The sequence below is a fragment of the Segatella copri genome (genome assembly GCF_051861805.1).
In the GTDB taxonomy this organism is placed as follows: domain Bacteria; phylum Bacteroidota; class Bacteroidia; order Bacteroidales; family Bacteroidaceae; genus Prevotella; species Prevotella copri_M.
Window position 1 is genome coordinate 165,753 of sequence record NZ_CP146520.1, and the last position, 26,130, is coordinate 191,882.

Consider the following 26,130-nt stretch of genomic DNA (forward strand, 5'->3'; position numbering starts at 1 on the left):
TAATAGTTTATAGTTGAAAGCAAGATTGCTGTAAACTATAAACTATAAATTATAAACTATAATGAAGTACAGTTCATTATTTAAGACATTCATGAAGATTGGCATAGTCACCTTTGGTGGTGGCTATGCCATGATTCCTATTATAGAATCCGAAGTCGTCGACAAGCATCATTGGATGACGAAGGAGGAATTTCTGGATGCCATCGCTACTACCCAGGTTTGTCCGGGAGCCTTGGCCATCAACATGAGTTCCCTGCTCGGATATAAGTTGGCAAAGATACCGGGAGCCATCGTCTGCACCCTCGGCGCTTCGTTGCCATCATTTCTTATTATCTTGGCGATAGCCATATTTTTCCATCAGTTTGAAGACAACAAGGTGGTGGCTGCCATTTTTGCAGGTATCCGTCCTGCCGTCGTGGCACTGATCGCTGTTCCTACGTTCTCGCTTGCCAAGAGCGCCAGGATTTCGCTCGTCAACTGCTGGATTCCTATCCTCTCCGCCCTTCTGATATGGCTGGTAGGTGTCAACCCCATCTGGGTGATTATTGCCGCTGGTGTGGGAGGCTACATCTATGGACAGTTCATTCAACCAACGGAGTAAGACTAGTTAAAAGTTTATAGTTAATAGTTTATAGGGGCTACGCCTAATATATAGGAATGCCCTATCAACTTTACACATTATTATATATATGATATTTCTTCAGCTTTTCATCGTATTCCTTCAGATAGGCATCTTCGGATTCGGAGGTGGCTATTCCATGATATCCCTGATTCAGGGACAGGTGGTAACGCAGTATCATTGGATGACGATGAAAGAATTCACTGATGTCGTTGCCATCTCGCAGATGACACCAGGACCTATCGGCATCAACGCTGCTACCTATTGCGGCTATACCGCTGTGCACAATGCAGGCATGGGCGGCATGATGGCCATACTCGGAAGTGCCGTGGCAACCTTTGCCCTGATTCTCCCCTCTTTGATTTTGATGATTCTTATCAGCAGAATGCTGTACAAGTATATGAAAACCTCAGCCGTTCAGAGCATCTTCATCGGTCTTCGTCCTGCCATCGTCGGTTTGGTGGGAGCCGCAGCCCTGCTCCTGATGAATGGCGAGAACTTTTCTACGCCAGCCAATCCCTGGCATTTCTACATCTCCATCGCTCTCTTCTTTGCCACCTTTATCGGCGTGAAGGTGATGAAGATCAATCCCATCCGCATGATACTCTATGCGGCATTTGCGGGGCTAGTTTTATTATATTAAAGCTTTTTCATTCTAAACTTCCCTATTTATGAGAAAGATATTTTTTGCCATAGCCCTTGCCTTCTGCTGCCAGGGCATTCAGGCTCAGCAAACCTCCTACCGATGGAAGGTGGAGGCTGAAGCAGGTGTCAGTTGCAGCGTGCTCGATACGGATGTATCGGGCCTGTCCACCACTACCTATAAGGTGAGACCGGGAGTGGCGGCTGGTATAGGGGCAGAATATCTGGCAGTTGACAACCTGGCTGTGGGAACCGGCATCCGATTCGTACAGCGCGACTACCTGTACCAGAATCTGGGCGGTGACTCCTGGAACACCCGATACAACAACAATTTCATCAGCATCCCCTTGCATGTGGGATATTATCTGATTCATAATCCCTACCACGAAAAGGGATTGTGGATCAAGCCGCAGGTAGGCGTATATTACGAGTACTTCACCTCCATGCACACCAAGGGCATCTATCCGATGAACATCATGCAAGGATACAAGGGCGACGGAACCTATATCAAGTATAACACCACCTACGATTTCAAGAAGAACGAGAACCATCTGCGCCGCAGCCTCTTTGGAGGTGAAGCCGGTATCAAGGTGGGGTATTCCTTCGGAAGAATAGATGGCTCCATCGGGTATAACTTCCAATACGGTTTCTCGCATATCTACGAGGAGAAAGCCCGTACCAGCAAGACTGCCCGCCGCAACTCCAGCGTCATCACCGCAGGCATTGCCTATAAACTATAAAGGTTTCATTTTCAAAAGTAGCAAAGATGAGAAACTCTCTATATAAAAAACGTCCTATATATAAAATAGGTGGAATCCGATTCTTCCTGGTTTTCCTGTTGTCGGCAGCATCCCTTGCGATGTCGCTGACCAGTTGTGTATCGGATAACGACGCCAACTCTAAGTCGATTTCCGATTATACAGATGCCAACGTCCGTTCATACGGCGACTTGTTTGAGATATTCTGGAGGGTGATGAACCAGCGCTATTGCGACCTCAACGAACAGGCAGGCGTCTCTTCCCTCTCCTGGGAACAGGTGTACGAAATGTACAAGCCGAAGTTCGAAGCACTGAAAACCTTCAAGCCTTCATCAGAAAATACACAGGCAGAAATCCTGGCAGACAATGTCAAGGCGAAGCAGTATTTCCAGGAAATCATGAATCAGATTATCGACCAGCATTTCTTCGTGAAAATCACCCTTCCGGTTTCCCATTCATCCACAGAAACGGTTCGGTTTGAAAGCAAACTCTACGAAAGAGAACCTATCTTCCCGATGGCTTACCACTGGGATTACACCCGCAGCCAATTAAAGGATGACGGCACAGCCTTCGGAAGCCTGACCGACAACTTCAGCATGATGGGCGGTTTCGTGAAAGATGCCCCAGGTGTCTTCTATCTGGGATTCAGCAATTTCTATATCTCGGAAAACTGTGTCTATACCTATCATTCTGATTATCTGCCTACGAATGCTGAAAACAAGTATCATATCGACGAACAGATGATTGCCACGAAAGCCAGCGAACTGGTGACCGATGCGAATCTGATAGACCAGACGAAGGAAGAAGCCAACCAGCTCCTAGCACAAGCCAACCAGTATCTGGCATCAGACCAGGTGAAGGCTGCCATCGCCAAGATGGAGGCTTACAATGCAGGCAAGAACTATCAGGGACTTTATCATCTCTCGTATGCAGCTTATCAGAGTGCCCCATCTTTCATCCAGTTACTTCCAGCCTCAGCAGATAACACCGAGGCGGTAAGCATTCTGAAAAACCATCTTACCCAGAATTCCCAATATCCGGCTCTGGCTGAGGAAAAAGCCTTCAGCAACTGGATGGCGCAGCGATTGGCAGATTATCTGTGGCACGAAAGGGAATTCACCAATTTCTGGGAAGACCTGAAATTTACCACAGGCCATGAACTGGTAGAGACCTACCGCAGCAAATTCCTGGAGCCACTGGCTAAGGGCGATATCAAGAAGCTTATCCTGGATATGAGAAGCAATGGCGGTGGTGCCGTGGCTGATACCCGACTGCTGACCGACTTTCTGGTAACACAGCCAGCCGTCTATGCCTACGTTCGCAAGAAGGAAGATAACAACCCATATAGCTACACCCCATGGATTCCGCAGCGAATCGCCGTCACCGGAAGCAGTCTGAAGCGGGAGATTCCTACCGCCATCCTGCTGGATAACCACAGTGCCAGCATGTCGGAGATTACCTCGCTTATTCTGAAGAGCCAGGGCAACCACGTGAAGCTCATTGGCAGAAACAGTTGCGGAGCCCAATCCATGCTGATGGATAACTCGGCAAGCAACGGCGGTTGGAAGGGAAACGTAACCAGCTATCTGTATTTCTACATGCCTACCTGCATGACCAAAGATGCACAGGGAAGACTGCTAGAAGGCGTGGGCATCACTCCCGATTATCTCCTCTACCCGATGACGGAGAATGAAATCAAGGAAATCTATCAGAATGCCGCCGGAGCCACCGACAGGGCTTTCCAGAAAGCATTAGAAGTGCTGAGATAAAGATGAGGGTGTGTCATTATTCATCGGATTACGCGGAATAAACGGAACCTTAACCGCCTTCCTCGGATTACTCACGGATTTTAAACGGAAACTCGACCTGGCGGTCGTGGCGATACCCCCTAAAGCTGGAATGCGAATGCGCTAGCCCAATGGCCGTAAGGCCAAATCCGTTTAAATTCCGTGCGTAATCCGTGAAGCAAGAATGTTCCGTTAACTCAGCGTAATCCGATGAAGAAAAACGATGAAGCAACAAAAAAGAGGGTGTGTCTTGGACTTTTGACACACCCTCAAAATAAACAAAAAAGATAAAACTTGAAAACAAGATAAAAAAAAGCAATCATGAACAAAAAGAAACTGATCTATTGTAGCAGTTGTCTGGCTGCCGCCCTCCCGGGACTGGCTGCCAACGCAGCCTCAGCTACCCCAGAAGCCAACGGAAACAGCAGCCAGAAGGCTACCCCCGACCGCCCCAACATCGTCTTCATCCTAGCCGATGACCTCGGATTGGGCGACCTCTCCTGCTATGGCAGTCAATGTATCAAGACCCCGAACATCGACCAGCTCGCCGAAACGGGAACCCGATTCACGCAGAGCTATGCCGGTTCGGGAATCAGTTCGCCTTCCCGCTGCGCCCTGATGACAGGCAAGAACACGGGCAACACAACCATCCGCGACAACACCTGCACAGCCGGCGGACTGACCGGTTACAAGATTAATCCGAATGGCGATACCACCATCGTGCGCAGAGCCAACATCCTGCCCACCGATACCACCCTCGCCACCGTGCTGAAAGCCGCAGGCTACAAAACCTGTCTGGTCAACAAGTGGCATCTCGACGGATACGACCCGAAGGCATCTCCTATCTACCGTGGCTTCGATGAATTCCACGGTTGGCTCATCAGCACCGTAGAGTCGAACTCACCTTATTATTATCCCTACAACCGCTTCGACAACGACAAGCTCATCCACATCAAGGCAAACGAGCACGACAAGCACGTGAAGCACAACACCGACATCTCTACCGATGATGCCATCAGCTTCATCAAGCGCAACAGGAATCATCCGTTCTTCCTCTATCTTGCCTACGATGCCCCCCACGAGCCATACATCATCGACAACACCTCGTGGTATGACGACGAAGCGTGGGATATGAACGACAAGCGATATGCCTCGCTCGTTACCCACATGGATGCAGCCATCGGCAGACTGCTGAAGACCCTGGACAAGCTGAAGCTCCGCGACAATACGCTCGTCATCTTTGCTTCGGATAACGGCGCAGCCGTGCAAGCCCCACTGAAGCTGTTCAACTGCAACGCCGGATTCAGAGGCAGAAAGGCACAGCTCTACGAAGGCGGCATCCGCGTGCCGTTCATCGTCAACCAGCCCAACCGCGTACCTGTGCAGACGCTCGACAACATCATCTACTTCCCTGATGTGATGCCTACCTTCGCAGCCCTCGCCGGTTCAGAGCAGGCACTGCCTCAAGGCTACAGCGGCATCAACATCCTGCCGCTCTTCTACGGCAAGCAGACCTATCAGGACGGTAAGCCTATCAACACCGACAACCGACTGCTCTACTGGGAATTTCCAGGCAAGCAGCGTGCGGCAAGAAAGGGCGACTGGAAATGCGTAACCATCAAGAAGAACTCTCCGCTGGAACTCTACAACCTGAAGAACGACCCTACGGAGAGTCACAACCTTGCCAAGGAACTGCCAGAAATGGTAGAGGAATTCGACAAGGAGATGAGAGCTGCCCGCAAGCCATCACCCAACTGGCCTTTGCCAGATGATGGCAAGTAACAATTGTGCATTCGTCCAAAAGACAACAAAATGATATTAAAAAGGTGGATTTCAGCAGAAAATCCACCTTTTTACACTATAAAAATCATTTTATCCACCTCTTTTCTGTGTAATTTGTGTACTTTTGCAATATCAAAAAACAAACCTGAAAATAAACAATTAATGACAATGAATAAGAAAAGACAGTTTTTGCTTTCGGCTGTGCTCGCCACAACGCTGGCTGCCAACGCCCAAGTAACCATCCATGTAGATACCTCAAATCCGGGCATCAAGGTTTCACCTAATTTATATGGTATCTTCTTCGAGGATATCAACCATGCTGCAGACGGCGGACTCTATGCCGAACTCATCAGCAACCGCTCCTTTGAGGATGACGACAAGAACATCCCTACCTGGAAAACTGCGGCTCAGGAAGGTGCAAAGATCCAGACACAACTCATCAACAAGGGTTTGCTCAACAAGGCACAGGGCAAGGCTCTCCAGCTTACCATTGCGGCAAAGCCTGCTGCCACAGCCTCTCTCATCAACGAGGGTTTCTGGGGCATCAACGCCGTTCAGGGCAGAACCTATAAGCTCTCTTTCTGGGCAAAGGGTAGCTACAAGGGCGGATTGAAGGCACTACTCACCAACGCCAAGGGCGACAAGGTGTATGCAGAAACTGCACTCAATGCCAAGGTGGGCAAGAAGTGGACTAAATATACAGCAGAACTCACAGCCAATGCCAACGATGCCAAGGCACAGTTTGAACTCGTAGCCGACGGCAAGGGTACCATCGTTCTGGATGTGGTAAGCCTCTTCCCTCCTACTTTCAAGAATCGCGAAAACGGCTTGCGCCCTGATTTGGCTCAGCTTCTCTATAACATCCATCCTAAGTTCGTCCGCTTCCCAGGCGGTTGCTACGTAGAGGGACAGGAGTCTCCTGAGAATGCATTCCACTGGGAGAAGACCATCGGTCCTATCGAGGAGCGTCCGGGACATAAGAACGTGAACTGGCGCTATCGCACCAGCGACGGTATGGGCTTCGACGAGTATCTGCAGCTTGCCGAGGATCTGAATGCCAAACCGCTCTATGTTGTAAACGTAGGTTTGTGGCACGGCGGTATGACTCCGGTAGACAGCATCCAGCCTTGGATTGACGAGTGCATGAATGCCCTGGAGTATGCCAATGGTCCTGTTACCTCTAAATATGGTGCGCTGCGTGCAAAGAACGGTCATCCGGAACCATACAACATCGAATATCTGGAGATTGGTAATGAGAACAACCAGCCGGATCCTGCGGCTCAGAGCGACCACTACTACGATCGCTTCAAGAAATTCAAGGATGCCGTATTGGCGAAATATCCTAAGATGCATCTCATCGGCAACGTGGTGGCATGGGGCGATGACAACCCTAAGTGGGAAAGCAACGAGAGCGTAGAACTGCTCGACGAGCACTACTACAGAAACCCAGCCTGGTTTGCCGAGAACTTCAACAAGTATGATAACTACGACCGCAAGGGCAGCGAGATTTATGTAGGCGAATATGCCGTAACCCAGGGCTTCGGCAATATGGGTTCGCTCGATGCAGCACTCGGTGAGGCTGTCTATATGATGGGCATCGAGAACAATTCTGATATTGTGACCATGGCATCCTACGCTCCAATCTTCGCCAACCTCAACAACCGTATGTGGGCACCAGATATGATTCAATATACATCTGATAAGGTATTCGGAACTCCATCTTACTACGTTCAGAACGTGATGGCGAACAACATCGGTACCCGTGTATTGAAGGTGAACCAGGAAAATCCATACAAGTATGAGCAGACTCAGGTGAAGCCAGCCATCTGCCGTGTGGGCATGGGAACATGGGGCACCCAGGTTTCTTTCGAGGACAAGGGCTACAGCGATGAGAACGGCAAGGCACTGCCAATGACCATGCAGGAGTTGCCTACCGACATCCGCGGACAGTGGAAGGCTGAGGGCAGCCTCATCAAGCAGACCAGCAACGAGGAGAGCTGCATCCGTCTGAACCCAGGCGAGATTACCAGCAACGGTTATATATATAAGGTACGCGCGAAGAAGGATGCCGGCAACGAAGGTTTCCTCATCATCTTCAACTACGTGGATAAGAACAACTACTGCTGGTTGAACCTTGGTGGCTGGAACAACACCCAGCACGGTGTGGAGTCTATCGTGAATGGTGCCAAGAGTCAGGTTGCTACCTGCCCAGGCAAGATTGAAACCGGCAAGTGGTACGATATCGAGCTGAAGGTGGTAGGCGACAGCATCTATGCCAAGTTGGATGGCAAGGAGGTATTCGCCACCAAGCTGAAGGCGAACACCCTTCCTGGCATCTTCTCTACAGCTACACTTGATGAGCAGACGGGCGAGGTAATCCTGAAGATTGCCAACACCAGCACCGAGCACACCACAGCGAAGATCAATCTTCAGGGCAAGGAGATCAAGGATGGCAAGCTCATCCGCCTTTCTGCCAAGAACGGTCTGGAGGAGAACACCATCGACAATCCGACCAACATCTATCCTGTAGAAAACTACGTAACTACAGAGAAGAATGGTGCTACGGTAGAGATTCCAGCCAGCTCTCTGAACATCATCAGATTGAAGTAAGCACCAAGATTAAAACAACAAACTACATCCAGGGCATCAGCCCTGGATATACTCGATATATATTGATACATTTTTTGAATAGTTGATAGATAGTTAGTTAGAAATGAAGAAGGCGGCAACCTGCGTGATGCAGATTGCCGCCAATTGTTTTATCTATCGTTGATTTATCCGAAAGCATAATTGATGAGCAGGAAGATGCTCAGGATATAGAGCGTAGGATTCAAATCCTTGAACTTACCCACCATCATCTTGATCAATACATAACTCAGGATACCGAGGCAGATGCCATCGGCGATGCTGTAGCAGAGCACCATCGTAATCATCGTGATGAAAGCAGGGAATGACTCGGAAATATCTTCCAGCTCAATCTTCTTGAACGAATCAATCATCAATACACCCACCATTACCAGGGCGCCACTGGTGGCTGCACTCGGAATCAGCAGGAAGATAGGAGCCAGGAAAATGCTCAGGATAAACATCAAACCCACAAAGAAAGATGTCAAGCCCGACTTACCGCCCTCGGCAACACCCGAAGCACTCTCCACATAAGTGGTAATGGTAGAGCTACCCAGCAGGGCACCGGCTGTGGTACCGATGGCATCACTCATCATCGCCTCCTTCACTCCCGGAATCTCACCCTTCTCATTCTCCTTGACACCGAGCTTAGAAACCAATCCCAGAACTGTTCCGATGGTATCGAAGATGTTGACAAGCAACAGGGAGAATACCACCATGAACATCTTAGGAGTGAAGAAGCCCGTGAAATCGAACTGGCAGAAAATAGGAGCGATGCTGTGAGGAGTAGATACCGGCATCCAATTGTCAGAGAACTGGGTTACACCCATCGGAATACCAATCAAGGTAGAGATGATGATAGCGATGAACAGGGAACCCTTCACTCTTCTCGCCATCAGACAGCCACAGAGCAGGATGCTGATGAGACCCAGGATACTGACTGGTGTAAACTTGCCGAGCTGCACGAAAGTATCCGCATTGGCAGTAATGATGCCCGCATTCTTCAAACCGATAAAGGCGATAAACATACCAATACCTGCCGAAATGGCGAATCGGAGGTTCTTCGGAATACACTCCAATATCTTATCGCGGATATTGAGGAAGGTGATGGCTAGGAAAATGATACCCTCTACGAGCAATACCGCCAAAGCCTGCTGCCAGGTCAAGCCCATAGCCTGACAAAGGGTGAAGGCGAAGAAGGCGTTCAGTCCCATACTAGGAGCCTGGGCAAAAGGCAGTTTTGCCATGAAAGCCAGCAAGAAGGTGGCGATGGCAGAAGCGATGGCTGTGGCAGTAAAGAGAGCACCCTTGTCCATACCTGTGGTTGCAAGGATGGTAGGGTTCACTGCCAGGATGTAACACATGGTCAAGAAGGTGGTCATACCAGCAATCAATTCAGTCTTGACCTTCATTTGTTTTGGGTCGAAACCCAATAATGCTTTTAATTTATTCATTTCTTATATTACGATTGTTTTTTCTCTATTTTCTCTTCCCCATTTCCACAACCCAATCCCATTGTTTTTTCGGGGCGAACAAAGATAAGAAAAAATAATGAGGAATGCCTTATTTTACATGTTTTTAACTACACAGAACGCCTTATTTTACAAAACATTTTATTTTTAACCATTATACTTGGCTAATTCAGATTTTCTTCGTAACTTAGCAGCGCAAAACGTAAAGCATGTAGGAATATGTCAAAATCAGTTTTGACAGCACCCAGCGAACGATCAGCGAATGGAAGATCAAGGAAGAATAAAGAAGGATAAGGAAGAATAAAGAAAAATCCGGAACAGAATACTACATTTTTTCGGAAACAGCGAAAGAAAATAGCGTTTATTTCACTACGAAACCATTTTTTGCCGTTCGTAGCGGAATAAACGCTATTTTAACTCTACTCCAGCGTCAACCACCCATCTTCCGTCCAGTTGATTTTCTTCTGAACCAGAATGCTGGCGCCATTCTTTGGCACGCTGTAACCATGACAGAAGAAGTAATCGCCATCAGGGAAGGAGTAGGCAGAGCAATGGCCCATCGCCTCATATTCCTTCTTGTCGCCTTCCAGCAGCAGGGTGCCACCGCCATTGCGCATATCCTTGCCTTCTTTATCCAAATAAGGACCAGCCACCTTCCTGCTCCTGCCTACGGCAACACGATAGTTGCTCTTGATGCCACGGCAACAGTAATCCCAACTTACGAAGAGATAGTAATAACCACCATGCTTCATGATGAAAGGAGCCTCGATGGCATTGGTGCCGGCAAACTTAGAGGTAGGATTCGGCTCTGCCGATACATCGCCCACGGCATGACGGCGGGCGATGGTCTGAGGCTTGGCATCCTTCTTCACATGCATCGTCTTCTTATCGAGCTTGATCATCTGGATACCATCCCAGAAAGACCCCCAGGTAAGCCAGGGATTTCCCTTCTCATCAACGATGAAATTCGGATCGATGGCATTCCAGTTGTCTCTATCACCCTTAGAGGCAACGAGGCAGCCCTCATCCTTCCATCCATCCTTATCAGATAAGGAGGTATTGCTCAGCAAACCGATGGCAGATGTGTTCTTGCCAAAGGTGGAACAGGAATAAGCCAGATACCACTTGTTCTTGAATCGGATCACATCCGGTGCCCAGATATGGGTTTCAAAGCCCGGCACACTATCATGAGTCCAGGCGGGAATCTCGTGATTCTTCAGCACGCCTTCCCTACTTAAAGTCCAATGCTTGCGGTCGGTGGATGTCATCTGCGTGATGCCATGTCCCGTGCAGTAGAGATAGTACTTACCATTCTCATACGCCATCACAGGGTCGTGTACCATCGGTGTATCCACAACAAGGGGGTTCTGGGGAGCCAACTGCGCCTTCATTTCGGCATTCGCGTTAACAGCCGCCTTCATTTCGCTACCCCCTTTAACAACAGGAGCAGCAATGAACATTGCTGCTCCCAATAGTATTATAGATATCTTCATTTGATCTTTTATATAATTCAAATATAAGAGATTTACTTGTTCACGAATTTTCTGCCGTTTACAACAACTACACCCTTGTAGCTCTTGTCTACCTGCTGACCAGCCAGGTTGTACCACTTGCCATCCGTCTTCTTCTGGAAGATGATAGGGCTTGCAATGCCTGTATCTACAAGACTTGAACCATCGATGTAAGAGCCTTCGTTTACGAAGAAGAGAACAATCCTAGAAGGCTTGTCTGCCAATGTGGTGGTATAAGAATAATGATATACCTTACCTGCCTTGGTGGTAATGGTTGACTCCATCTTGAATACGCCTGCTGCTGTCAAGCTAACAGTCATATCAACCAAGGAACCATCCATATCCTTCTTGAATACACTCATATCGTCGCTCGTATCAAAATCGTGGGTGAATCCTGAAGCATTGTGGCTTCCTCCCCATCCGAAGAAATCATTTCGGATAACGAAGTACTCCTTATCGGATCCATAACCGGTATCCTCACGCTTGATCTTAGCAGCAGCCAAGCACCAGTTGTTCCATGCTTCAGCCATATTACTATAGTTGTAGAACTTGAATTGCAACTTCTTGCCAGCCTTCAAATCATAGTAAGGAGAGAAGTTTGACCACCAGACTGAAGTAGTATTCTTCACCGATGATACCGGATAATAAACCGGAGTACTTTCCTCAGCATCAGCATCGATATTCAGGGTATAATCCTTCACATACTCATAGTCGTCCTTGCTGATGGTCATGGTCAGGGTGACCTTGCCTTTACCCTTCACCTTGCCCTCATCGGTCAAGATAGAAGTATCGCTCGACTTCCATGAAATATTCGCACCCATCTTGCCCTGGACAGGCAAAGTAGGAGCCGCATTCAGAGTGGCACCGTCAGAGAATGGCAATGTCATCCTGCTGAGGGTGTACTTGATGGCTGCCTTGGCATCAGCCTTCACAGCCCAAACCTCCTGCTGATAGGTAAAGTTACTCTGTCCCATGGTCAGGCTTCCGCTTGATGATGAGAGAGCAGAGATGGCAATGGCTGGGATATTGGTATAGTCTACAGTCTGCTTCACCAACACACCACGATAGACTACATTATTGATAGTCAAGTGGATGTAATCAGTACCAGCCGTACGCTTCCAGGTTCCCTTCTCAGCACCAGTGATGGTTCCATCGGCATTGAGGGTGATGTTGACAGATGTCTCGAAAGCCTTTGCCTTGGTATTCTGACCATACTGATGACGCATAAACTGATAATCGCCTGCAATGTCTGCATCTGCGATAGACGCCTTAGATGCAATAGCCTCATCGGTGATGGTCTCACCGTCAAACTCGAATGGAGCTGCCATCAACCAGCCCTCATCGTTGAGGAAGAGCTGATGAACACGCACCTGATGACCTTCGCCACCATTGCTGAAACGGGTGTGATAAACCACGAAAGAACGATTCTGCTTATCAACGAACGCAGAGTTGTGACCCTGTGCTATCTCAGCACCACTCATGGCATCCCACTGATAACCGCCAAAGAGCAATACGCCACGGTTGTCGGCTGTGGTAGAACTATAGTTCATTTTATAACTCTTGAAGAGTGCCGATGTGCCATAGCAATCTACGAAAGGACCATCTGGATTCTCTGAACGGAAGATGCGCATCTGGTAACCGCCATCGCTGGTCAAGCCACCATAGCTCATGAAGAGGAAGTAGTACTTGCCAATCTTCTGAATATAGCTAGCCTCGCCCGATACATAATATCCACCCGCAATCTTCTTACCGAAGTAAGGGTCGCTGGTACAGTTGGCGCTGGCTGCACCCGGAGTGGTAGTCTTGCCATTCACCTCGTAAGGGAAGGTATAGGTATAGTCGCGGAGGCCATTGGTCTTATCCAACTTAATCATAAAGATACCGCCCGACCATGAGCCATAGCTCATCCAGAGATTGTCGTTGTCGTCATAAAAGACACATGGGTCGATGCAGTTTGGCCAATAGGAGCCCCAACTCTTACCTACCTTATAGCGGGTAGGAAGAGCGGTTTCGCCAGTGGCGATGGCATAATCGGTATGCTTCCAGTCATCCGCAGCAGCGTATGAGTTGTGAGCGTATGAACCCTGGAAACCGGAGAAGACCACCGGACCCTGATAAATCCAAGGTCCTTCGATGTTATCTGAAACAAAGCATACGATGGAAGAGCACCAGTTGTCACCATTCAGACTCATATACATGCACCATTTCTTCATGGTCTTGTTATATACGATGTCTGGTGCCCACTGCATGCCCTGCACGTTATTGCCCTTATACTGCCAGCCGTGAGCATTGAAGTTGCCGAACTTCACGGTTTCGCCCTTGCAGTTCTTCACCTCTGTAATGAGATGAGAAGCATAAGCATTGGCATAGTTTACCAAGGTACCCTGCTTGTTGGCAAAGAGGCTGTTTACATTGCTTGTTGCCTCCTCGCCAGCCTTGAAGGTGCTCCACTCCTGGTAATTACTAGCAGTAGTGGTCTTGCCCCTGCCCAGGTGAGAGCCATATATATAATAGGTAGGAGAGCTAGGATTGGTGATGTCGTCCATCACGATGGAAGGGTCATGGCATACCACACGCTTACTATATGATCTCGACGTATAAGCATTCGTCAGGTCGTTATCGCTGACCTGAGTCTGGGCACTTGCGCCAATAGCAGCAAGGCCCAGCATTGAGAGTAATAATTTCTTCATGAATGATACTTGTTAATTGATTGCTTTTATTCTAAGACTAAGAAAGCCTTGAAAATTAAGCAAAAAGGCAGACCTACGTGGAAACGTGTTTTCACATAAGTCATGCCTTTTATACTATTTCAGAAAAATCTTATCTGCGGTGAGCACGTGCATAGTGCTTGCGGGCAGCAGCTGAACCGAACTTCAAATGGCTGTTATCAACGACGAATGATACATTCAGGTCGCTAGGGTCGATGGTGTTGATCCCCAAGTAATTCTGTACAGTTACGCTGCCATCATTACCTGTAACGATAGCCTGAACATCGGCAGTACCATTGTTACAGTTGGTTACGAACAACTTCACCTTTGCACCGTTCATGGTTGCGAGCCAGGTAGCCCAATCACCCTGTGTTCCGATAGGAGTACAAGCAGCATAACCATTACCCCAACCATAGTTATCGGCACGAACCACAGCATATTCTGCCAAATCAGCCTTGCGGAGAATGACAACATAGTTGTTATAGTTATTTGCACCAGAAGTATAGTTGGTGAAGTTGAACTCGAATGTCTCACCGGCAGGAATCTTCATATTCTCTGTAAATTCTGTCCACCAGGCAGTAGAGCAATCCTCTGCACCGAGAGAAACAGGACTAGGAGTAACCGCCTTGACAGCAGACTCAGCCACATTTACTTCTACAGTTGCAGTTCGGCCGTTCTCTGTAGTGATAGTCACCTCGTGCTTGCCCGGAGTAGCAGGGATTCTTGAGAATGTCAACTTAGAATTTTCGAGAACAGCATCCTCGCCTTCCACATACTTGGCAGTAACCTCCATACCTGTTGGGTCGAATGCCAATGTATGGTCTACGCCCTCAAGTGCAGCAGAATTGTAGAAGTAGTACTTGGTACGTGAAGGAGCCTTGGTAATAGTGATGCTCTTGATACCAGCCACAACGCTAAACTTGGCATTTGCACTGATGGTCTTATCTGCAGTCTTACCCAAAAGAGTCTTCTTCAATGTTGCAACAACATACTTCTCGCCTACCGTCTCCATATCAGGAACTACGACGAATTCAAGGTCACTGGCTGCTACTTCCTTGACAGCGCCATCAGCGTAAGTAACCTTTGCCTTCAATGTAGAAGTGAAATCCTTCAAGGAAGTACCCTTGTCTACTTCGGCAGGAACATCAATCAACTCCATAGACTCAGGCTGCTGATCCTTTACATCAGCCACATCCATCTCTGCCTTGTCGAATACATAGTGACAACCATCGGTTGTGAAGTCAAGATAGAGGTCTGAACTCTCAACTGGAATACCCAGATATTTCTGGGTAGAAGTCAATCCTTCAGTACCGGTAACCTCAGCTACAACATCTGCTGTATTATCACCATAGTTGGTTACGGTTACAGTTACTTTAGCACCATTCATCTGAGCCAGCCATGCTCCCCAATCATCTGATGCCGAGTTGCTGTGTGTACAGCTGGCAAAGCTGTCACCCCAGCCGTAATCATCAGAACGCAGGCAGCAATACTCAGTCTTATCAGCCTTGCGAAGCACTACCACATAGTTGTTCCAGTTGTTTCCACCAGAAGTATAGTTGGTAAATGTCGTAGAATAAGACTTATTACTTTCAATCTTGATATCAGCATCCAGGTGAGATGTCCACCAAGCATCACTATTATCTGTAGCACCAAGCGTAGTTGGCGAGATGGTAGGCGCAGTACCCTTGTTGCTATTGGCGATTGAATCTATCTTTTCAGAAAGCCAATCAGGTCCATTGACACTAAACATGTCACTTCCCTCGCATCCTGTCAGCGCAGTCAAGCCCATGGCTGCTACGCAGAAGACAGATGCTAATTTATTTAGGTGTTTCATATTGTTATTCTATTTTATATGATCATGAATATTGTTACTTGCTCAAATCTACTACAGGATGAACGGTCCAACCCTTTTCTGAGAAGTAGGTTGAGTTGTCTGTATTCGTATTGGCTGAGTTACCTGTCAGGTTAGGGTTGTCGTTCAACAAGCCCTGATAGATAGGCAAGAACTCATGACCTTTTACGTATGTATCGTAAGAGCTCTTCACCTGAGGGTCAACACCTACCATAGAGTAGCTAACAGGCTCCTTGACATCGTAAATAGAACGACGGAAGGTTCCGTGCTCCTTCAACTGAGTCAATCGGTCATTGTCATAGAAGAATCCCCAACGAATCAAATCGAAACCACGACCATACTCGCAACCGAACTCCTTTGGACGCTCTACATTGGCAATCTGCTCGAAAAGCTTATCCTTGGTATCGAAGTCTGAGAGACTCAAATCCTTCAGGTTGGCACGCTCACGAACCTGGTTAATCCAGTCGATAGCCTGCTGTGTTGGACCATTCACCTCGTTCTCGCACTCTGCAGCACGAAGCAATACGTCTGAGTAACGCATCATACGGAGGTTGATACCGCAATGTAAGCCTGTGGTCACTGTACTGTAAAGGTTGGTACGGAAGTTAGTCCACTTAGCGATAGGAAGACCTCCATAGTTGTTATTCGTAACAACAGTATCATTAGGAGTCATCTGGGTAGTATAAGCCACGTTGCCATTCTCAAATCCTTCCCAATCACTCTCATAGGTACCGATGGTCCAGTAAAGACGTGGATCCAACTTACCAGCTGTGGTACGCTCCTTCTTGAAGAGGTTGTACAACCATGGAGATGCAGAGAGGTCTGCCCATCCACCGAATCTACCTGGAGCGAAGTTAGACTCTACGGCATGACCCTGTGTAGCGTTAGGACTGGTATTAACAGGAGTCCACTCATCATCTACACCCTGTGAACCGTAGTCGAGATACTGGATTTCGAAGAGGCTCTCGGCATTGTTCTCATAAGCAGAACCCTCACGGAAGTTGTCGCCATAGTTGGCCATCAGCTTGTAAGAGCCATACTTCTTGTTCATAATGTCCTTGAGTACAACGAGTGCATCGCTATACTTATGGCGCTGCATCAGAGTGCGGGCATAGTAGCCGGCAGCAGCACCACAGGTAGCACGGCCCTTGGCCCACTCACCACCCTCATCACGTGATGGGAGGAGCGTCATCGCCTCAGAGAAATCCTTCTCCACCTGATCGAGCACCTCATCATAAGTACTGTTCTTGCCATAGAGACCATCCAGAGTAGAATAGTTGGCATAATCAGTTATCAGCGCAGGATTCTGGTAATATCCTGCCAATGTATAGTATGAATAACCGCGAAGGAAGAGAGCCTGTCCCTTGATTCGCTTCATGCTTTCGCTGAGCGAAGCATCATCGCCTGTGGTACGTGAAAGAATGAAGTTACATACATTAATAGTATAGTAAGCCTCACGCCAAGGCCACATGGAGATTTCGTCAGTCACAGGGTCGTCCATGTCATCGAATGGCAAATACCATACCTGTGACGAGTTCCATACTTCATCGCCACGAACAGCGTCTAGGGTATAACCTACACGAGCAGAAGAACCTTCCATACGAATATGGTTGTATGCTGCAATAACGCACTCCTCCAGATCATCAGCATTGAAACCGAAGGTACCGGTGGTCTGCTGGTTAGGATTGGTAACATCCAACTTGTCCTCGCAAGATGTGGTAGCCATAGCACCGAGGCCAAGGAAGAGAGCTAATGATAATTTATATAGTTTCATATCAAATGTCCTTTTAAATAATGATTTTTATTCTTGTTAATTCTCATTATTAGAATGTGAAGTGGAGACCTGCCATAAATGTTCTAGCACTTGGGAAAGAGCAGAAGTTGTAACCTGGAGTGAAGGTACCGCCAGCGTAGTCCACATTATATCCATGATAGCCTGTGAAGGTGTAGAGGTTCTGTGCTGATACATAGAGACGTACACCACTGACATATCCACCAAACCACTTGTCTGGGAAGTTGTAGCCCAACTCTACGTTGGCAATCTTCCAGTAAGCTGCATTCTGAATCTTGCGAGAGCTGAAGAGGTCGTTCCATGCCAAGGTAGCGTTGTTGGCTGCATAGGTGCGTGGAACACTAGAGAGATAGGTAGAACCATCCTCTGACCAGCGGTTGGCATCCAGCATGCCTACTTCCTTGTTACCATAGCCGTAGCAAGAATTCAAGCTATTATAGATATCATCTGATACATGATAATTCAAAACTCCGTAGGTTGAGATGTTGAGGTCGAAGCCCTTATACTCCATGTGAGTGCTCAAACCGAAGTTTACCTTTGGAAGACCACTGCCCAATACGGTCTGGTCGTAAGCATCGATAACTCCATCAGGTTCTCCGTTAGGACCTGAAATATCCTTGTAGAGACAATCACCAACATTGGCTCCCTGTTGGGTTGCATGTCCATCAAGTTCATCCTGTGTACGGGCGATTCCCTCGTAAACCCAACCATAGAACTGACCGATCTCCTGACCTACGTAGGTAGCGTATGCACCAGTGATGTAAGAGTCCTTACCGATACCCAGAGAAGTTACTTTATTCTTCAAGGTACTTACGTTGGCGCTGATATCATACTTGAAGGCGTGGTCGCGGTTGCGATAGGTTGCACTGAACTCGAAACCGCTGTTCTCCATAGAGGCAGCGTTCATGGTTACAGAGGTGTTGGATACACCAGTCTGTGCTGGCACAGGAACAGAGTAAAGCAGGTCTTCTGACTTGTTCTTATACCACTCTGCTGTGAACTCCAAACGGTTGTTGAACATTGCCAGGTCGATACCCACGTTGGTAGTCTTCTTCTTCTCCCAAGCGATATCATTGTTCACGAAGGTAGAAACGGCAGAACCGGTTACAGGACTGTTGCCGAAGCTGTAAGTCATGTTGTTACGGTTCATGGTAGCCATGTACTGGTACTCACCGATGTTCTCGTTACCGAGTTCTCCGTAGCTGGCACGCACCTTGAACATATTAACGATGTCGCGGCTGATTGGGAAGAACTTCTCCTTATCAAAACGCCAACCTACAGATACAGATGGGAAGGTTGCCCAACGGATATTCTTGCTCAGACGAGAGCTACCATCACGACGAACCACTGCAGAAAGCAAGTACTTCTCATCATAGTTGTAGTTCAAACGACCTACGTAAGAAGCCAGGCTATGCTTGAACTCGTATGACTCTGAGTAAGTGTTCTTGGCATTCTGAAGCTGGAGGAAGTATGGCTCTGTGAAGTTGATACCCCAACCTGTCAGGAGGTTGGTATTCTCCTCTTCGTATGTCATACCGGCAAGCAGGTTGATGTTGTGCTTGCCAATCTTTCCATCGTATGTAATGGTATTCTCAACCAAGGCATCGCTGTAGTTGCGTGAACCCTTGGTAAGGCGCTCGTTCTCCTTGGCAAGATATACACGGTTGCTCTGAATCCAGGAAGGAATCCAGGTCTTATCCTTTGCCTCAGTCTTGCTGTAAGAGAGGTTTACATTATAGTGAAGACCATGGTTCTTGCTCTTGATACCTACCATGCCCAACAAATCTACGTCGGCAGAAGCGGTACCTACGAAGCGGTCAACCAAGGTATTGCGCTGCAGGAGGTTATTAACCAGCAATGGGTTAGAAGCTGAAATATCTCCGTGGATGCCATCATAGTAAACGCCATAACCATAGGCATCGTAGCGATAAGCATTGGCTGCACCCACCTGACTATCGAGAACCCATGTAGAGTTATCGTAAGCTTTGATAGTTGGCTGCATCAAGAGTGTACCACGGAGCACGTTGGTTACATCACCATAAAGACCCTGAACATACTCTGAGGCATTGGAAAGACCCATGTTGTCCTGGTTAGAGTGAGAGTAAACCATGCTGGTGCGGAACTTCACGAATTTGGTGTCCATAGTGTTGTTCACACGGGCTGTATAACGCTCATAGTTAGGACCTGCACCTTCCAAGGTACCCTTCTGGTTATAGTAGTCGAGAGATACATTATAAGTACTATGAGAGCTACCACCGCTGAGGGCTACGTTGTGATTCTGGCGGATACCGGTTTTGAACACCTCGTCAAACCAATCAGTGTTGGTTGGATCCTGGAAGTGATACTTGCCATCCTCACCCATCTTGTAGCCACCAGGGATAGGAGTGTTGGAGTTGGTGCAAGCAGTACCAAGATACTGGCTATACTGGTCGGCGTTCATCACGTCATATACATCGCTAGGAATCTGGTCAACACCGAAGTAACCCGAGTAGTTCACCTTCAGAGGCTGGTCTTTCTTACCATTCTTGGTAGTGATGATAACGACACCATTGGCAGCACGAGAACCGTAGATGGCACCCGCAGAAGCATCCTTCAAAATCTGGATGGTCTCGATATCATTTGGAGAGAAGTCACGGATAGTGGTACCCATTGGCACACCGTCGATGACATAGAGAGGAGCCGTGCTACCGAAGGAGCCGATACCACGGATACGTACGCTAGGGTCGGCACCTGGCTGACCGTCGGATGTAATCTGTACACCTGCCACCTTACCTTCGAGCATGGTAGAGATGTTGGAGTTAGATACCTTCTTCATCTCCTCAGCGTTCACGATAGAAACGGAACCGGTAAGGTCGGCCTTCTTCTGCGTACCATAACCTACTACAACCACCTGGTCGAGCAAGTTATCATTTGTAGAAAGTTGGATGGGTTCCAGGATGGCGCGTCCGCGTACAGCGATTTCACGCTCCTTGAAGCCCAAGTAGCTTACGATAAGAGTTGCGTTTGCCTTGACGCGGATCTGGAAGTTACCGTCCAAATCGGTAACTGCGCCGGTCTTGGCATCCTTTGTCTTGACTGTTGCACCGATCATAGGTTCACCCTGATCATCTACAACTTGTCCCTTCACTGTAATCACCTGATCTTGTGCTACAGCAGCCATCGCTGTCATTGGGGTAGCAAAAGAAGCACCACCGACAGCACCCAGGCATAGCATCATAGAGAATAATTGTTTCCTCATTGCTTGTTATTTTTTAGGTTTATGATTTTGTTTATTCTTGCCAGTTTTTAAATCGATTGCTCGATATCAAACGTTGTTTTGTGGTGGCAAAAGTACAATTAATCACATAATAGCGGGTGGACAATCGAAATTTATAGGTGGACAAAACGCATAAAAGGTGGATTTATACTATATTTCCTCAGTTATCCACCCCTTGTGTACCCACACAGCATTTTTAACATATTCAAAAGAAAAAGTAACATTAAAAAACATCTGCTAAGTCTGATTTTGCCATGCAGACTTAGCAGATGTACTATTATTCATCAAAGTGAAGAAAAAACTCTATTCCCTGAAGGAAGATGGAGAGGCTCCATACTGTTTGGTGAAGCAACGGGTGAAGTATTTCGGATCGTTGAAGCCCACACGATAGGCAATCTCGGTGATGTTGCGATTGGCCACATTCTCCATAATCAGTTTCTTGGCAATATCCAGGCGATAGTTACGGATAAACTGCGCCGTAGGCAATCCACACTCCGCATTGAGTTTCTTGCTCAAGATGCTCCGGTTCATTCCCATCGCATCGGCGAGTTCCTGAACGCCAAACTCGGAGTTATCATAGTTCTTCTCCATCACTTCCATGATGGAATCCATAAACGGTTTGGTGTGTTCAGCCACCTCCTTCTTATCCGCCTCGATGGTTTTCTGCTGACTTTCCTGATAGCGCTTCTGGTTTTCCAGAATCATCTGGATACGACTCTGAAGCTTGCCAGGCTCGTCACTATCCTTCAAGGCAGCCTCGATAGGACGGTATAAGGCTTCCACCTCACGTTCACGCATCTTATCCAACTTGCGGATATAGGCATACTGAGCCAAAGCGATGATGCCGATGACTATTATGGTAATGAACCACCAGCTCTTCCAGAAGTAAGGCGTCACCTTCACGGCAATGGAGATGACCTGCTCGTTGCTGGAATCGATGGAAGGGATGTATTTCACCTCAAACTCATACTTGCCTGCCGGCAAAGTGGAATAGCGTACACTATGCTGTCCCGGTTGCAGCTGAACCCATTCGTTCTCATATCCCTTCATGCGATAGAGATACACGCCCTGGGTCTCGCTGCCATAGTTGAGTGCAGAGAAGTAGATGGTGAACGACTTATCGCTCTCATGGATACTGATTCTCTTAGCGATAGAGATATCATCATCCAGATAATCGCTGCCTGCAAAGGTAGGCTGGTTATCTACCAGGAGTTCGGTGAAACGCAGTTTGCCTACCTCATGCACCGCAGGATTAGCTCCCATCACCGCCATCATGCCTCCATCCGTACCCAGGAATATCTCGCCCTTTGCATTGCGGATGGCTCCATTGAAATAGAACTGGGCACTGAGCAGGCCATCATTCTTATAGAAACTGGTAAAGGTCTCCGTATCCGGATTGAAAACCGAAAGTCCGTTGTCCGTAGCAATCCACAGCATGCCCTGGTTGTCCTCCACGATACCCTTGACGGTATTGTTGGCCAATCCATTGCTGGTGGTGAATGATTTCACTTCCGCTTTTCCCTCCTTATTATATTGGTAGCAGTATAAGCCATAACCATTGCTGCCCAGCCAGATCTTACCATCCTTAGCCTGGCAGAAGGAGATAATCTTATCTATCACCCCACTCTCAGGATGATCAAGCTTATAAGGATGATACTGCACGTCAAAGGCATCCTTGCCATGGCGGGATTTCAGGTTCACCTCTACCATACCCTGCACACACCCCATCAGAAGCTTGCCATTTCGGGTAATGAGACTTCCGATGCAGCCACGCACATTGAGGCATCCCTCAAATGGCTCGATAATCTGCTGCCGCTTCATATCGTAGAAGAAGAGACCGTCGTTGGTGCCCAGCCACATGCCATCATTGATAGGGTCGTAAGCCATGGCACCGGCAAACAGGAGCAGACGCTGAAATCTTCCATCCACCACAAGCGGCGTAATCTTGCCCGGCTGCTTGAGGTTCATCACGGCAAAGCCCGCACCCCAGGTTCCTATCCAGAGGTTGCCACGGTTGTCGGCGGCAAGAGTAGACACGCTGTTATGAGGCAAACCGGAATTGGCAACGGTATAATGGGTAAAGCTCTTGCCACCAGGAGCCAGAGAGTTGAGTCCACCTTCCACGGTTCCTACCCACAGCGTACCATCGGGTGCCGCATACATGGCATTGACGGCATTGGGAGAAAGACTTGCTGGATTTGCCGCATCATGGCGATAGTATTCGAGCAGCAACTGTCGGGGAGCCAACTTGGTGACACCACCTGTCTCCGTGCCCACCCATATCTGTCCGTTCTTGGCAAAGAGACTGTTCACGAAGTTACTGCTCAATGGATTAACCGCAGAAGAACTGTTCCAATGTTCTATCTCGCCAGTCTTGTCATTGATGATGTCTACGCCACAGAGCGTACCCACCAGGAGTTTATCATCCGGAGTGACAGCAAGACTCGTCACCACTTCGTGCTGGAGCGAATGGTCGGTAGCCGAGCAATGATATTGCTGCTTGGCACTATTGAAGAGACCACGGTTGGTGGCGATCCAGATTTTACCATGATAAGAGATGATTGCACCGGCATAGCGTCCATCGAGCGGTGGGAACATAGAGGAGATATCCCTGGCAACCAACTTATTGTTCTTTACAGAGAACTCGCTCACCACACCATTGTTGCACAACACCACCGTTCCCCGGCGATATACATCGCTAAGTCCCAGGTCGGGCGCATTGAAAGAATAGGCAACAGACAAGACGCTGTTCACCTCGCCCTTTTCATTAAAGCCGAAACGGGTAAGGAGGTTGATGGAAACCATCCAGATATTGCCCTTGGCATCGCAATACATTCGGGTGCAAAGGTTCTTCAATGCCTTCTTGAGCTGCACCTCCACCTTCTCGCTTTCGCAAGGAGGAACGACAGGTTGCATCGTATTGAGGTCGAGCACCTGCGGACCTTCCTCGAAGGCAATCCAGAGACGACGGAAATGGTCTTCGTATACATTGCGACAACTGTTGCTTCGCAAACTGATGCCATTGGAACCCAATCCGAAGTTCACGAAGTTGAAACCATCGTAACGCACCAGACCACCACCATGGGTACTGATCCACACAAAGCCGTAAGAATCCTGAAAGATATCATCGGCAAAATTATTAGGCATTCCTGCTGCCATGTTGAGGTAGCTTACATTAAAGCGACTAGGCAGACCACCTTGTGCAAAACTGCCCAAAGCTATGAAGAATGCTGCTATGATGGAAAAAATGTATCTAATCATTTGTCTATATAGGTTATGCGTGCAAAAGTACAAAGAATAATTGAAACAAAAGAATGTTTAGGAGAAAAAAAATACCTATCGGTGTAAATTTACACCAATAGGTATGAAATGATTGAATATTTTAAAATTCGAGTATCATCGCCTGACGTGGACGGAGTTTGATGTTCTTGTTGACCAAAACGGTACGTCCGGTGGTTACGTCGACGGCCTTCTCTGCATTTCCAATGATTTCCGCATAGCGGGAAACATTCAGTTCGTTGGCTTCCTTCTTGCCGTTGATGATGGTCATCACGCTCTTTCCCTTGTACTGACGGGCGATGACATACACACCCTTCTGCGGACAGAACTGGGTCTGCTTGCCCTTGGTGATGACCTCGTTGCCCTGACGCCAATGCAATAATCGGCTGAGCCAGTCGAACATCTGGTTTTCAGCCTGTGTTCTTCCTTCGGCAGTAAAGGCATTGTGCTTGTCACCTGCCCAACCGCCAGGGAAGTCCTTGCGCACATTGCCATCGGTTACGCTCTTGGTACCATTCATCAGCACCTCGGTTCCGTAATAGAGCTGTGGGGTGCGGTTGACGGTAAGGAGAAGAGCCAGTGCCTGCTTCAATGCCAGGGTATCCTTGCCTTCACCCAGGAAGCGGTCGGTATCGTGATTTTCAACGAATGCCATCACGCTTTTTGGATTCGGATAGAGATAGTCGTAGCAGAACACGTTGTATATGCGGTTCATGCCGTTCCACCAATCATCAGTCTCCTCGTTCTTCGCACTGTTGATGCGGTCGAAGAAGGCGAAATCCATCACGGTAGGCAGATAGCTGTTCTTTTCTGAGAGTTTGCTGTCCTTCTGCCATGCGGCGGTATAGGCAGGCTCGGTTACCCAAGTCTCGCCCACAGTATTGAAGTGAGGATATTCCTCGCCCAGCACTTTCATCCAGTGTGCCATCGCATCACGGTCGGCGTATGGATAGGTATCCATGCGGATGCCATCGATGCCAACGGTCTCTATCCACCACTCACTGTTCTGAATCAGATATTTGATGACGTGCGGATTGCGCTGGTTCAAATCTGGCATACTTGGTACAAACCAGCCATCCACAGTTTCTGCGAGATCTACCTTGCTGGCGTATGGATCGAGCACAGGAGTCAACTTATAACTTGTTTGCAGATACTTGTCGTTTACCTTGGCTGCACCATCCACAGTACCTATCTTCTTCTGATGCTCCGGTGTCTGATTTTCCGGAGCAAGCCATTCTGGAGCATTGAACCAATCCTTTGATGGCATATCGGCTACCCAAGGATGATCGAAACCGCAGTGGTTGAAAATCATATCCATCACCACCTTCAATCCCTTCTTGTGAGCCTCAGCAGTAAGCTGCTTGTACTCCTCGTTGGTTCCGAAGCGTGGATCTACACGGTAATAATTGGTGGTAGCGTAGCCATGATAGGTACTGTTCTTGCCATCATTAGGACTATCATTCTCCAAAACCGGAGTAAACCACAGAGCGGTTACACCCAACTGATTGAAATAATCCAGATGCTGGCGGATTCCCTCCAGGTCGCCACCATGACGAAGACTAGGTGCCGTGCGGTCGCAGGTCTTGTCACGCATATTCTTAAAGGCATCGTTCTTCAGATTGCCATTGGCAAAACGGTCGGGCATCAGCATGTAGAGCACATCCTCGTTAGAGAAACCGATGCGCTTGTCGCCCGCCATCTCGCGGTTTTTCAACACATACTTCACCTTCTTCGACTGCTTGCCCTGCTTGAAGTTGAGTGTCATCTCTCCAGCCTTGGCACCATCGAGATTGAGATACACCAGGAGATAGTTAGGAGAATCGAGGCGGGCGATGCTATCCACCTTCACACCCGGATAATCTACCGTAACATCGGCATTCTTGATATCCTTGCCATACACCATCAGCTGGAGCGAGGCATCCTTCATGCCCACATACCAGTCGGTAGGTTCAATGCGGCTTACGTTGACTGCCGCATTCATACTTATTGCGCTACCCATAAGCACTAATGAAGCTATTATCTTTTTCATATTTACACCTTATTATAT

The 26,130-nt window shown here is 48.1% G+C and carries 14 protein-coding genes; 6 read left to right on the top strand and 8 right to left on the bottom strand.

Annotation, left to right across the window (positions count from 1 at the left end):
* Positions 1-61: 61 nt before the first annotated feature.
* The 6 genes from V8Z93_RS00700 to V8Z93_RS00725 all read left to right on the top strand — a co-directional run bounded on the left by V8Z93_RS00700 (position 62) and on the right by V8Z93_RS00725 (position 8,198).
* Positions 62-601 carry a chromate transporter gene (locus tag V8Z93_RS00700; protein ID WP_203051331.1) on the top strand — a complete coding sequence of 180 codons (540 nt, stop codon included), beginning with the start codon at positions 62-64 and terminating at the stop codon, positions 599-601.
* Positions 602-689: 88 nt separating this feature from the next.
* Positions 690-1,262: a chromate transporter gene (locus V8Z93_RS00705; RefSeq protein ID WP_439432072.1), complete on the top strand. Its 573-nt coding sequence runs from the start codon at positions 690-692 to the stop codon at positions 1,260-1,262.
* A 28-nt stretch (positions 1,263-1,290) separates the two neighbouring features.
* Positions 1,291-2,001 carry an outer membrane beta-barrel protein gene (locus V8Z93_RS00710; RefSeq protein WP_439432073.1) on the top strand — a complete coding sequence of 237 codons (711 nt, stop codon included), beginning with the start codon at positions 1,291-1,293 and terminating at the stop codon, positions 1,999-2,001.
* Positions 2,002-2,027: 26 nt separating this feature from the next.
* Entirely contained in the window at positions 2,028-3,788 is a 1,761-nt protein-coding gene (locus tag V8Z93_RS00715) for a S41 family peptidase (RefSeq protein WP_439432074.1), read from the top strand.
* 339 nt (positions 3,789-4,127) lie between these two features.
* Complete coding sequence (locus V8Z93_RS00720; protein ID WP_439432075.1) at positions 4,128-5,588, top strand: sulfatase-like hydrolase/transferase; 1,461 nt, start codon at positions 4,128-4,130, stop codon at positions 5,586-5,588.
* Between the two features lie 168 nt (positions 5,589-5,756).
* Entirely contained in the window at positions 5,757-8,198 is a 2,442-nt protein-coding gene (locus tag V8Z93_RS00725; RefSeq protein ID WP_439432076.1) for an alpha-L-arabinofuranosidase C-terminal domain-containing protein, read from the top strand.
* Between the two features lie 164 nt (positions 8,199-8,362).
* On the opposite strand, the gene V8Z93_RS00730 is transcribed toward V8Z93_RS00725, so the two are convergent.
* From V8Z93_RS00730 to V8Z93_RS00765, 8 genes are all read right to left on the bottom strand, one after another.
* Positions 8,363-9,667, bottom strand: a complete 1,305-nt coding sequence (locus tag V8Z93_RS00730; RefSeq protein ID WP_439432077.1) for an NCS2 family permease — start codon at positions 9,665-9,667, stop codon at positions 8,363-8,365.
* A gap of 437 nt (positions 9,668-10,104) precedes the next feature.
* Positions 10,105-11,076 (bottom strand): family 43 glycosylhydrolase, encoded by a 972-nt coding sequence (locus V8Z93_RS00735; RefSeq protein ID WP_439432801.1) that lies wholly within the window; start codon positions 11,074-11,076, stop codon positions 10,105-10,107.
* A 134-nt stretch (positions 11,077-11,210) separates the two neighbouring features.
* Positions 11,211-13,886, bottom strand: a complete 2,676-nt coding sequence (locus V8Z93_RS00740) for a lipocalin-like domain-containing protein (RefSeq protein WP_439432078.1) — start codon at positions 13,884-13,886, stop codon at positions 11,211-11,213.
* Between the two features lie 130 nt (positions 13,887-14,016).
* A complete protein-coding gene (locus V8Z93_RS00745; protein ID WP_439432079.1) occupies positions 14,017-15,738 on the bottom strand; it encodes a hypothetical protein in 1,722 nt (573 codons plus the stop codon).
* Between the two features lie 34 nt (positions 15,739-15,772).
* Complete coding sequence (locus V8Z93_RS00750) at positions 15,773-17,530, bottom strand: RagB/SusD family nutrient uptake outer membrane protein (protein ID WP_439432080.1); 1,758 nt, start codon at positions 17,528-17,530, stop codon at positions 15,773-15,775.
* A 49-nt stretch (positions 17,531-17,579) separates the two neighbouring features.
* The gene (locus V8Z93_RS00755; RefSeq protein ID WP_439432081.1) at positions 17,580-20,786 is read right to left on the bottom strand and encodes a SusC/RagA family TonB-linked outer membrane protein; all 3,207 of its coding nucleotides are present in this window, start codon (positions 20,784-20,786) and stop codon (positions 17,580-17,582) included.
* Positions 20,787-21,107: 321 nt separating this feature from the next.
* Positions 21,108-24,065, bottom strand: coding sequence for a two-component regulator propeller domain-containing protein (locus tag V8Z93_RS00760; RefSeq protein ID WP_439432082.1), 2,958 nt, complete (start codon positions 24,063-24,065; stop codon positions 21,108-21,110).
* A 121-nt stretch (positions 24,066-24,186) separates the two neighbouring features.
* Positions 24,187-26,112, bottom strand: a complete 1,926-nt coding sequence (locus V8Z93_RS00765) for a glycoside hydrolase family 13 protein (RefSeq protein WP_439432083.1) — start codon at positions 26,110-26,112, stop codon at positions 24,187-24,189.
* Positions 26,113-26,130: the final 18 nt, after the last annotated feature.